Raw genomic sequence first — 11494 nt, 5'->3', positions numbered from 1 at the left:
GGAGGAAACCAGTCACTCGTCCACGCGGCTGTCGGCGTGCGCGATGGCCGGAGTCGTGGAACGGTGATCTGCGTGAGGCGCCCCGCTTCGTGGGGCGCCGTAGGGTTCATGGGAACGACGCGTCGAGGGGCGGAGCGCATGGCCGTCACACCGCTGACGAGCTTGGCCGAGTTCGAGGTGGCCATCAGCCAGGACAAGCCCGTGGTGGTGGGCTTCTGTGCGACATGGGCCCCTCGCTGCCGGGTGATCGGCCCTGTCTTCGTACGGCTCTCCGAGCTTCCCGAATTCGCCGGAACCGTCGACTTCCGTTCGGTGGACATCGACGAGGCGTTCGAGATCGCCCAGAAGGCGGGTGTCGGACCCGTCCCCGTCTTCATGGCGTTCCTCAACGGCACCAAACTCGCCGAGGTCGTGGCCCCCCATCCGCAGGCGCTGGGGGAGTGGGTCGGCCAGGCCTGCGCGGGAAGCGGGTGACGACACCCGTTCGGCCCCTCTTGACAACCCGACCTGGAGTGAAGAACATGGGCATCACATTGGAAAGTTTGTGCCCACCGGCGCCTCGCCGCCGGTCCTGACACCTCTCGTCGCCGTCGCGACACGTGACCGAGGCACCTTTCCGAATCCGCACCAGCATCTTTCCGCACCACATGACTCCCAGAGCGGCCCGGGTGATCCCGGGCCGCTCTTCGTTTGCAGTCGAGGAGGGAACATGACGAACGGAGCCGGAAGGACCGCGCTCGTCACCGGAGCGACCAGCGGCATCGGCCTGGCGATCGCGCACCAGCTCGGGGAGCTCGGCCACCGGGTCTTCCTGTGCGCCCGCAGCGCGGCCGATGTGAAGCTGACCGTCGAGCAGTTGAGGGCCAAGGGCTACGACGCCGACGGCACCGACTGCGACGTCCGCTCGGCCGAGCAGGTACGGGCCACGGTGACCGCGGCGGTCGAGCGCTACGGCAGCATCGACGTCCTCGTCAACAACGCGGGATGCGGAGGCGGCGGCGTCACCGCGGACCTCACCGACGAGACATGGCTCAACGTCATCGACACGAACCTCAACAGCGTCTTCTACATGACGCGCGACGTGCTCTCGGTCGGCGGAATGCGGGACAAGAGCTGGGGCCGGATCGTCAACATCGCCTCCACCGCCGGAAAGCAGGGCGTCGTGCTGGCATCCCCCTATTCGGCGTCGAAGCACGGCGTCGTCGGATTCACCAAGTCCCTAGGCAACGAACTCGCGAAGACCGGGATCACCGTGAACGCGGTCTGCCCGGGGTACGTGGAGACGCCGATGGCCGAGCGCGTCCGCAGCAATTACGCGAAGGCCTGGGAGACGACCGAGGACGACATCCTCCAGAGGTTCGAGGCGAAGATCCCGCTCGGTCGCTACTCGACCGTGGACGAGGTGGCGGGCATGGTCGGCTACCTCGTCGGCGACAGGGCCGCCTCGGTGACCTCGCAGGCCCTCAACGTCTGCGGCGGCCTGGGCAACTTCTGAGCCGCCCCCCGTCCCACGGCCGGCCGGGCGCCGGCAGCGACAAGGAGACCTTCCTGTGCACTACACAGCATTCCTCGGGGTCCGATTCGAGCCCGAATGGTTCCTCAAGTCCCGCGCCGAGCGCGAGGAATTCGAGGCCAAGCACCTGTTCCCCGTCATCGGGAAGCACGCGCAGGTCCTGCAGATCCAGCCGTTCCGCGCCGCGGCGTTCAGCGCCCGGCTCAGCAATTTCTTCCTCGTCCACTTCGACGACGTCACGGCCTACAACGACCTCGTCGAGGAACTGCACGAATGCCCGCTGATGGCCGAGAGGTTCGCCGTCATCACGGACAACGTCATCGGCATGCAGGGGACCTACTACGCCGACCGGGAGCAGGCATGACCAGGATCGGCATCATCCTCGGCAGCACCCGGCCGGGACGCAACGGCGAAGCGGTCGCCCGCTGGGTCCACGACATCGCGAGCCGCCGCGACGACGCCGAGTACGAGCTCGTCGACATCGCCGACCACGCACTGCCGCACCTCGACGAAGCCGTCCCGCCGATGGCCGGCGTCTACACCCAGCCGCACACCCTCGCCTGGGCCGAGCGCATCGCACGGCTCGACGGGTTCGTCTTCGTGACGCCCGAGTACAACCACTCGATACCCGGCGCCCTGAAGAACGCCATCGACTTCCTGTACGCGGAGTGGGGCGACAAGGCCGCCGGCTTCGTCGGCTACGGACCGCTGGGCGCCACCCGCGCCGTCGAGCACCTCCGCCTGATCCTGGCCGAACTCCAGGTCGCCACGGTGCGCGCCCAGGCGGCGCTGACCTTCGCCACCGACTTCGCCGACCACAGCACCTTCCGGCCCGCCGAGGCGAGCCGGGCGTCGGTCGAGGCCGTACTGGACCGGACCGTGGCCTGGAGCCGGGCGCTGGAGCCCCTGCGGCGCAAGGCATCCGCGTGAACGGCGACGCCGCCCACCGCACCACCGCCCCGGAGGTCGACGCACCGGTGATCGTGGCCGGGGCGGGGCCGACCGGCCTCATGCTGGCCGGGGAGCTCCGCCTCGGCGGCGCCGAGGTGATCGTCGTCGAGCGGCTGACCGAGCCCGTCACCGAGTCCCGCGGACTCGGCTTCACCGCCCGCGCCACCGAAGTGTTCGACCAGCGCGGACTGCTGGACCACTTCACGAACCCCGAGATCAGCACCAAGGGCCACTTCGGCGGCATCCCCATGGACTACGGCGTGCTGCCCGACGGCCACTTCGGCGTACGCAACGTCGAGCAGAGCGAGACCGAAGGGGTGCTGGCACGCTGGGCCACCGGGCTGGGCGCCACGGTCCTGCGCGGACACGAGGTCACCGACGTACGCCCCGGCGACGACCTCGTCGAGATCTCCGTCTCCACGCCCGCCGGCGACCGCGTGCTGCGCTGCTCCTACCTCGTCGGCGCCGACGGCGGCCGCAGCAGCGTCCGGCAGGCCGCCGGCTTCGACTTCCCCGGCCACGACGCGACCAGCGAGATGTTCCTCGCCGACATCGCGGGCGCCGACGTGCGCCCGCGCTTCATCGGCGAACGCGTCCACGGCGGCATGGTCATGGCCGCCAGACTGCGCGACGACGTCGACCGGGTCATCGTCTGCGAACGCGGCACCGCCCCCCGCGAACGCACGGGCCCGCCCACCTTCGCCGAGGTGGCCGGCGCCTGGAAGCGGCTCACCGGCGAGGACATCGGCCACGGCGAGGCCCGGTGGATCAGCTCCTTCACCGACGCCTCCCGCCTGGTCACCGCCTACCGCCGCGGACGCGTGCTGCTGGCCGGCGACGCCGCCCACATCCACCTGCCCGCGGGCGGCCAGGGGCTCAGCGTCGGCGTGCAGGACGCCGTCAACCTCGGCTGGAAGCTCGCCGCCGTCGTCACCGGCCGCAGCGAAGCGGACCTGCTCGACACCTACCACCGGGAGCGCCACCCCGTCGGGGAGCGCGTCCTGACCAACACCCGGGCCCAGGGCCTCATCTACCTGGGCGGCAGCGACGTGGAACCGCTCCGCGCGGTGCTGGGCGAGCTGCTGCGCGACGACGACGTCGCCCGCCACCTCGCCGGCATGGTCACCGGCCTCGACATCCGCTACGACACCGGACCGGGACAGCACCCGCTCCTGGGACGGCGGATGCCCCCGTGCGAGGTCCTCACCGGCTCCGGCCCCACCACCACGGCGAAACTGCTCCACCCCGCCCGGGGAGTGCTCCTCGACCTCACCGACGACCCGGCACTGCGCCGCACCGGCGAGCGCTGGGCGGACCGCGTGGACGTGGTGACGGCGACCGTCGAGGACGAACGGCTCACCGGTACGAGCGGGCTGCTGCTGCGCCCCGACGGCCACATCGCCTGGGCGGCCCCCGACGGCGGGGACCTGACCGCAGCACTCGGCACCTGGTTCGGCGCGGGCCGCGCCCAGGAGACGGAGCTCGTCGCACACCGGTGACGGCCCGCGACGCCGCAACGGACGGAACGAAGGAGACGGCAATGCACAGCACTTTGATCGTCGCACGCATGGACCCGAACTCGATCGACGGAGTCGGTAAGCTCTTCACGGAATTCGACCGCACGGACATGCCGCAGCGCATGGGAACACTGCGCCGGCAGCTCTTCAGCTACCAGGGGCTGTACTTCCACCTCCAGGACTTCCACTCCCAGGACGGCGGCGAGCGGATCGCCGAAGCACGCTCGCACCCGCTCTTCGTGGGAATCAGCGACGACCTGAAGAAACACATCAGCGCCTACGACCCCGAGACCTGGCGCTCGCCCGCCGACGCGATCGCGCAGCGCTTCTACCACTGGGAACAGGGCGCCTGAAACAGGACGGACGAAAGGAGAAGCACACATGACGGTGATGACGTTCACCATCGACGATCTCAAGAGGATATTGCTCAGCGCGGCCGGCACGGAAGAGGGCGTCGACCTGGACGGCGACATCCTGGACTCGCCGTTCACCGACCTCGGATACGACTCGCTCGCGCTGCTGGAGACCGCCTCGGTCATCTCCCGGGAATACGGCGTCGACCTGGACGACGACGCCGTGACCGGCGCCACCACGCCCCGCAGCTTCATCGAGCTGATCAATTCCGCCTGAGCCCTCGGACCGCGGGTCGCGAGAACTCTCTTCGACGAATCGACGAACGAGCCCGGGAGGCACGATGAGCGGATCGGAAGGCCACGAAGTCGAGCACGACATCACGGTCGACGCACCGGCGAAGACCGTGTACCAGCTCCTCGAAGAGGTGGAGAACTGGCCACAGGTGTTCCCGCCGAGCGTCCACGTGGAGCGCATCGAACGTGGCGGCGACAACGAACGGATCCGGATCTGGGCCACCGCCAACGGCGTGGCCAAGACCTGGACGTCCCGCAGGCGGCTGCTGCCCGCCGACGGTCGCATCGAGTTCCGCCAGGAGGTCTCCAGCCACCCGGTCGCCGCGATGGGCGGCGCCTGGATCGTCGAGGCCGACGGCGACGAGCGGTGTCGCGTGCGCCTGCTGCACGACTACCGCGCCGTCGACGGCGAGCCCGGCGCCCTGGAGTGGATCACCACGGCCGTCGACCGCAACAGCCGAGCCGAACTGGGCGCGCTCAAGGCCCACGCGGAGGCCGCCGCCGGCGCATCGCCGGCGCTGCTGTCGTTCGAGGACACCACGCAGATCGCCGGCAGCGCCCAGGACGTCTTCGCCTTCATCAACGAGGCGCACCTGTGGCAGGAGCGCCTCCCGCACGTCGCACGGGTACGGCTGGAGGACGAGGACGGGCTGCAGCTGCTCGAGATGGACACCCGCACCACCGACGGAACCGTCCACACCACCACGTCGGTGCGGGTGTGCCTGCCGCCCGGCCGTATCCACTACAAGCAGATCCAGGTACCGCCGCTGATGACCCTGCACACCGGGCAGTGGCGGTTCGAGGAGAACGCCGACGGCGTCCTGGCGACCTCGCAGCACACGGTCGTCATCAACGAGGCCAACATCGCGGCGGTCCTCGGCACCGACGCTGGCCTCGACGAGGCGCGCACCATGGTCCGCAAGGCACTGGGCACCAACAGCCTGAGCACCCTCGCCCACGCCAAGGCCCACATCGAGGGCGACCGGCCATGACCTCGCGCACCGACGGCCCGGGGCCGACGCCATGACGCCCCCGGACGCGACCGCGCAGGTCGTCGTGGTCGGCGCCGGCCCCGTCGGGCTGCTGCTGGCGGGCGACCTGCGGCTGCACGGCGTGCGCGTGGTGCTCGCCGACACCCTCGCCGAGCCCATGACCGAGTCCCGCGCCTCCCAGCTCAACGCCCGCACGATGGAACTCCTCGCCCAGCGCGGCCTCGTGGAGGCGTTCGACGACCTCGCACACGAGGCGGCCGGCCACTTCGGCGGCCTCGCGTTCGACGCCCGCACCACGGCGAGCAGATACGCGGGCAACTGGAAGGTCCCCCAGTTCCGTACGGAGGCGGTGCTGGGGGAGCGGGCCCGCGCCGCGGGGGTGGACCTGCGCCGGGAGCACCGGCTGCGCACGCTCCACGTCACCGACGACGGCGTCGAGGCGCGGTTCGACACGCCCGCCGGTCCCCGCACGCTCCGCGCCGACTACCTGGTGGGCTGTGACGGGGCCGGGAGCACGGTGCGCGACCTCGCGGGCTTCGAGCTCTCCGGCAGCGCCGCCGTGCGCGAACTGCTGCGCGCGGACATCACCGGCATCGAGGTGCCCGACCGCCGGTTCGAGCGCTTCGAGCGCGGCTTCGCCGCCTCCTCGCGACGGGCCGACGGCGTCACACGGGTCATGGTCCACACCTCCGGCCGGCCCCCGGCACCCCGCACCGGCCCCCCGTCGTTCGCCGAGGTCGCCCAGGCCTGGCGGACGGTCACGGGCGAGGACATCGCCGGGGCCACCGCGATCTGGCTCGACGCCTTCGACGACGCCCGCGCCCAGGCCACCGCCTACCGGCGCGGCCGCGTCCTGCTCGCGGGCGACGCCGCCCACGTGCACATGCCCGTCGGCGGCCAGGCCCTCAACCTCGGCCTGCAGGACGCCGCCAACCTCGGCTGGAAGCTCGCCGCGCAGGTGCACGGATGGGCGCCCCCCGACCTGCTCGACAGCTACCACGAGGAGCGCCATCCCGTCGGCCGGCGGGTCCTGGACAACGTCCAGGCGCAGGGCATGCTGCTGTTCGGCGGAGCCGGGACCGCCCCCGTGCGCGACGTGCTCGCCGAGCTGCTGGCCCGCCCGCAGCTCCACGAGCTGTTCGCCGGCATGGTGAGCGGCCTCGATGTGCGCTACGCCGTGGGACCCGACAACGGCCCGCTCCTGGGCGCGCGCATGCCCGACCTCGACGTGACCGTCGACGGGACACCCACGACGGTCTCCCGCCTGCTCGGCGACGGCCACGCCGTCCTGCTCGACCTGACAGGGGACCGGACGTCCGCCGGGGACCTCCTCCAGGCCGCACGCCCCTGGACCGGCCGCGTGCGCGTCGTCGGCGGCACCTGCGACGCGGACCTCACCGACGGCGCCGCGTTCCTGCTGCGGCCGGACGGACACGTCGTATGGACCGACCGGGCGCGGCTGCCCCTGCGGCAGGCGCTGCGCCGCTGGTTCGGCGACGCCGAAACGGTTGCCCAGCCGGCGTGAGGGGAATTCACCAGGGCCGCCCTGCGCGGGGCGGCCCTCCAGCATGTCCGGATTCACATTCCTGTCGCTGTTCTGAAGGGATAGATGATGAGGCGGCGAGTTGTCATCACTGGAATAGGGGTGCTGGCACCGGGAGGTGTCGGCACCAAGAACTTCTGGTCTCTGATCAGTGAGGGGCGCACGGCGACGCGGACGCTGTCGCACTTCGACCCGACGCCGTACCGCTCACGGCTCGCGGCCGAAGTCGACTTCCGGCCGCAGGAACACGGCCTGGGCGCCCAGGAGATCCGCCGGATGGACCGCGCCGCGCAGTTCGCCGTGGTCTCCACCCGGGAAGCGGTGCTCGACAGCGGGCTCGAGCTCGCCGACCTCGACCCGCACCGCGTCGGCGTGACGATCGGCAACGCCGTCGGGGCCACCACCAGCCTCGAGGACGAGTACCGGGTGGTGAGCGACGACGGGGCGCTGAACCTCGTCGACCACTCCTACGCCACCCCGCACCTTTACGACTACCTCGTGCCCAGTTCGCTCGCCACGGAGGTGGCGTGGTCGGTGGGCGCCGAGGGACCGTGCACGGTGGTCTCCACCGGTTGCACCTCGGGCATCGACGCCGTGGGACACGCCGTCGAGCTGATCCGCGAAGGTGCCGCCGACGTGATGATCACGGGCGCGACGGAGGCCCCGATCTCGCCCATCACGGTCGCCTGCTTCGACGCGATCAAGGCGACGAGCGTCCACAACGACGATCCCGAACACGCCTCCCGCCCCTACGACAGCACCCGCAACGGCTTCGTCCTCGGCGAGGGCGCCGCGGGCTTCGTCCTGGAGGAGTACGAGACGGCCCGGCGGCGCGGCGCGACCGTCTACGCCGAGATCCTCGGCTACGCCACCCGCAGCAACGCCTACCACATGACCGGACTGCGCGCGGACGGCGCCGAGATGGCCGAGGCCATCACCGTGGCGCTCGACGAGGCCCGGCTGCACCCGGCCGACCTCGACTACGTCAACGCCCACGGCTCCGGCACCAAGCAGAACGACCGGCACGAGACCGCGGCGTTCAAGCGCAGCCTCGGCGAGCACGCCTACCGCGTGCCGGTGAGCTCCATCAAGTCGATGGTGGGCCACTCGCTCGGCGCGATCGGCTCGATCGAGATCGCCGCCTCCGCGCTGACGATCAAGGAGAACGTGGTGCCGCCCACCGCGAACCTGCACCACCAGGACCCCGAACTCGACCTGGACTACGTGCCGTTGACGGCCCGCGACTGGAAGACCGACCGCGTGCTCACCGTGGGCAGCGGCTTCGGCGGCTTCCAGAGCGCGATGGTCCTGGCCGACCCCGAGAGGAGCACCGCGTGACGGCCGTGGCAGTGACCGGGATCGGCGCCATCGCGCCGAACGGCAAGGGCACCGACGCGTACTGGAAGTCCACGGTCGAAGGGGCCGGCGGCATCACCGCCCTCAGCCGCTTCGACGCCTCGCGGTACCCCGCGAAGGTGGCCGGCGAGGTGCCCTTCGACCCCGCGGCCCACCTGCCGAGCCGGCTGATCCCGCAGACCGACCACATGACCCGCCTCGCGCTGACCGCCGCTGCCTGGGCGCTGGACGACGCCGGCGTCCAGCCCTCCGAGCTGCCCGACTTCAGCACGGGAGTGATCACCGCCAGCTCCGCGGGCGGCTTCGAGTTCGGCCAGCGCGAGCTGGAGAGGCTGTGGAGCAAGGGGCCCGAGTACGTCAGCGCGTACCAGTCCTACGCCTGGTTCTACGCCGTCAACACGGGACAGATCTCCATCCGGCACGGGATGCGGGGCCCCAGCGGCGTGGTCGTCAGCGACCAGGCGGGCGGCCTGGACGCCATCGCCCAGGCCCGCCGCCAGCTCCGCAAGGGAACCAAGCTCATCATCTCGGGCGGAGTGGACGGCTCCCTGTGTCCCTGGGGCTGGGTCGCACAGATGGCCGGCAACCGCATGAGCACCTCACAGGACCCGGACGCCGCCTACCTCCCCTTCGACTCCAAGGCCGACGGGCACGTGCCGGGCGAGGGTGGCGCGCTGCTCGTGATGGAGGACCTGGCATCCGCACGGCAGCGGGGCGCGGAGATCTACGGCGAGATCGCCGGGTACGGCGCCACGATGGACCCCAAGCCGGGCAGCGCCCGCGAGCCCGGCCTGCGCAGGGCGATCACGACCGCCCTCGACGACGCGGGAGTGTCCCCGGACGAGGTGGACGTCGTCTTCGCGGACGCGGCCGCCGTGCCCGAGCTCGACCGGCTCGAAGTCGAGGCGATCAACGCGGTGTTCGGGGCCGGCCGTGTGCCCGTCACCGCCCCCAAGACGATGACCGGCCGGCTGGCGGGGGGCGCCGGAGCGCTCGACGTGGCGGCCGCACTGCTGTCGATCCGCGACGGGGTGATACCGCCGACGGTGAACGTCTGCCGCGCACCGGAGTACGACATCGACCTGGTCTGCGGGGAGGCCCGCCCCGCCCGGGTGCGCACCGCGGTCGTCCTCGGTCGGGGACAGGGCGGCTTCAACTCCGCCGTCGTGGTGCGGGCGGCACGGTGAGCGCACCGTACGCACCGCCGACGACATCCCCTCGACTTCCCAGGGCCGGGTGCGCCCGGCCGACGACGACCTCTGCGAACGGGGCGGAAGCATGAACCGGACATTCGACATCGAGGACCTCAAGCGCATCCTCCGGGAGGGCGCGGGCGGCGTCAGCATGCTCGAAGGCGACGTCTCGGACGTGTCGTTCGAGGAGCTCGGATACGACTCGCTCGCGCTCCTGGAGACCGCGAGCCGCATCGGCCGCGAGTACGGGCTCAAGTTCGAGGACACGGCCTTCGTCGACATCGAGACCCCCGACGACCTGGTCCAGGTCGTCAACGCCCATCTGCTGGACCACTCGCTCCACAACTGACCAAGGAGATCCGCATGGCGGCGAACACCATTCCCCGTACCGACATCGATCCCTACACCGACGCCTCGATCCTCTCGCCCTACGAGGACTACCGGCGGCTGCGTGACCTCGGACCGGTGGTGTGGCTGGAAGCCCACCAGGTCTTCGCCGTCGCCCGCTACCGCGAGGTCTACGACGCGCTGCACGACCACACCACCTTCTCCTCCGGATCCGGTGTGGGGCTGACCGAGACGCTGAACAAGGCGCAGAAGGGCAGCAGCTTCACCAGCGACCCGCCCTACCACGGCTATGTGCGCGGCCTCGTGGCCCGGCACCTCAAGCCCAAGGCGCTGGAGCAGTTCCACGACTACATCGAGGGCTGGGCGAACAAACTGGTCGACGAGCTCGTCGAGAAGGGCACGTTCGACGCGGTCACCGACTTCGCCCAGGCGTTCCCGCTGGCGGTGGTCCCCGACCTGCTCGGCTGGCCGGTGGAGGAGGGCAAGGAGCGGCTGCTGGAGTGGGCGACCGCCGGCTTCAACGCCTTCGGACCGCTCAACGAGCGCACCATGTCGGGATTCCCGCTGCTCCAGGAGATGTCCGAGTTCCTCCAGCGGATGTCGGTACCCGGAAACCTGCGCCCCGACAGCTGGGGCGCCCAGCTGGTGAGCGACGCCAAGGAGGGAAAGATCGAGGAGCACCTGCTCCCGGGCCTCCTGGGGGACTTCCTTGCCCCCTCGATGGACACCTCCGTCAGCGCGCTGTCCAGCATGCTGTGGCTGTTCGGCTCGCACCCGGACCAGTGGGACCGGGTCCGCGCGGACGAGGCCGTCATCTCCTCCGCGTTCAACGAGATCCTCCGCATCGAGTCCCCGCTGCGCGGCTTCACCCGCCTGGTGACGCGCGAGCGGGAGCTGGGCGGCGTCACCCTGGAGACCGACGCACGGGTGCTCCTGCTGTACGGCTCCGCCAACCGCGACGAGCGCCAGTGGAGCGACCCGGAGACGTTCGACGTCAACCGGCCCGGCGTCGCCCAGCACATCGGATTCGGCCACGGCATCCACGGCTGCGTCGGCCAGGCGCTCTCCCGGCTGGAGGGCCACAGCCTCCTGAAGGCGCTCTCCCGGCGGGTCCGGTCCATCGAGATCGGCGAGCCCACCTGGCGCCTGCACAACACCATCCGCGGCATCGCGTCCCTGCCGGTGTCGCTGAGGACCTGATCTCTTTCGACGAAGGGCTGCCGGGATGAAGATCACCGTCGACCGACGCCGCTGCGAAGGACACGGCTTGTGCGAGGGCGTGGCGCCGGGTCTGCTCAGCGCCGACGAAGGCCACGCCGAACTCCTCGTGGACGGCGACGTGCCGACGGACCAGCAGGGCGCCGCGATGAGCGCGGTGCGGGTGTGTCCCATCGCGGCGCTCAGGATCTCCTGAGCGCCGCCGTCGAAGAATCG

Annotated in this window: 14 protein-coding genes; all 14 read left to right on the top strand. The window is 71.0% G+C overall.

Annotated elements, in window-relative coordinates; genetic code table 11:
• Positions 1–138 precede the first annotated feature (138 nt).
• Positions 139–474 (top strand): thioredoxin family protein, encoded by a 336-nt coding sequence (locus AB0G59_RS10620; protein ID WP_360910072.1) that lies wholly within the window; start codon positions 139–141, stop codon positions 472–474.
• Between the two features lie 235 nt (positions 475–709).
• Positions 710–1495, top strand: coding sequence for an SDR family NAD(P)-dependent oxidoreductase (locus tag AB0G59_RS10615; protein ID WP_360910070.1), 786 nt, complete (start codon positions 710–712; stop codon positions 1493–1495).
• 55 nt (positions 1496–1550) lie between these two features.
• The gene (locus AB0G59_RS10610) at positions 1551–1877 is read left to right on the top strand and encodes a darcynin family protein (protein ID WP_360910068.1); all 327 of its coding nucleotides are present in this window, start codon (positions 1551–1553) and stop codon (positions 1875–1877) included.
• Positions 1874–2443: an NAD(P)H-dependent oxidoreductase gene (locus AB0G59_RS10605; RefSeq protein ID WP_360910066.1), complete on the top strand. Its 570-nt coding sequence runs from the start codon at positions 1874–1876 to the stop codon at positions 2441–2443. Before AB0G59_RS10610 ends, AB0G59_RS10605 begins: the two co-directional genes overlap by 4 nt.
• Positions 2440–3963 carry an FAD-dependent monooxygenase gene (locus AB0G59_RS10600; RefSeq protein WP_360910064.1) on the top strand — a complete coding sequence of 508 codons (1524 nt, stop codon included), beginning with the start codon at positions 2440–2442 and terminating at the stop codon, positions 3961–3963. Before AB0G59_RS10605 ends, AB0G59_RS10600 begins: the two co-directional genes overlap by 4 nt.
• Positions 3964–4004: 41 nt before the next feature.
• Entirely contained in the window at positions 4005–4334 is a 330-nt protein-coding gene (locus AB0G59_RS10595; protein WP_360910062.1) for a TcmI family type II polyketide cyclase, read from the top strand.
• 28 nt (positions 4335–4362) lie between these two features.
• Positions 4363–4611 (top strand): acyl carrier protein, encoded by a 249-nt coding sequence (locus AB0G59_RS10590; RefSeq protein ID WP_360910060.1) that lies wholly within the window; start codon positions 4363–4365, stop codon positions 4609–4611.
• 64 nt (positions 4612–4675) lie between these two features.
• A complete protein-coding gene (locus AB0G59_RS10585; RefSeq protein WP_360910058.1) occupies positions 4676–5620 on the top strand; it encodes an aromatase/cyclase in 945 nt (314 codons plus the stop codon).
• 31 nt (positions 5621–5651) lie between these two features.
• Entirely contained in the window at positions 5652–7145 is a 1494-nt protein-coding gene (locus AB0G59_RS10580) for an FAD-dependent monooxygenase (RefSeq protein ID WP_360910056.1), read from the top strand.
• An 84-nt stretch (positions 7146–7229) separates the two neighbouring features.
• On the top strand, positions 7230–8501 hold the full coding sequence (locus AB0G59_RS10575; RefSeq protein WP_360910054.1) for a beta-ketoacyl-[acyl-carrier-protein] synthase family protein: 1272 nt from the start codon (positions 7230–7232) through the stop codon (positions 8499–8501).
• On the top strand, positions 8498–9706 hold the full coding sequence (locus AB0G59_RS10570) for a ketosynthase chain-length factor (RefSeq protein ID WP_360910052.1): 1209 nt from the start codon (positions 8498–8500) through the stop codon (positions 9704–9706). The genes AB0G59_RS10575 and AB0G59_RS10570 overlap by 4 nt, the downstream gene beginning before the upstream one ends.
• Before the next feature lie 91 nt (positions 9707–9797).
• Positions 9798–10061: an acyl carrier protein gene (locus AB0G59_RS10565; RefSeq protein ID WP_071967007.1), complete on the top strand. Its 264-nt coding sequence runs from the start codon at positions 9798–9800 to the stop codon at positions 10059–10061.
• Between the two features lie 14 nt (positions 10062–10075).
• The gene (locus AB0G59_RS10560) at positions 10076–11260 is read left to right on the top strand and encodes a cytochrome P450 (RefSeq protein WP_360910050.1); all 1185 of its coding nucleotides are present in this window, start codon (positions 10076–10078) and stop codon (positions 11258–11260) included.
• 25 nt (positions 11261–11285) lie between these two features.
• Positions 11286–11474, top strand: a complete 189-nt coding sequence (locus AB0G59_RS10555; protein ID WP_360910048.1) for a ferredoxin — start codon at positions 11286–11288, stop codon at positions 11472–11474.
• Positions 11475–11494: the final 20 nt, after the last annotated feature.

This window comes from Streptomyces sp. NPDC021096 (assembly GCF_040641275.1).
Classification (GTDB): domain Bacteria; phylum Actinomycetota; class Actinomycetes; order Streptomycetales; family Streptomycetaceae; genus Streptomyces.
The sequence above is the reverse complement of the archived record's forward strand: the minus strand, read 5'-3'. Positions and strand labels throughout refer to the sequence as shown.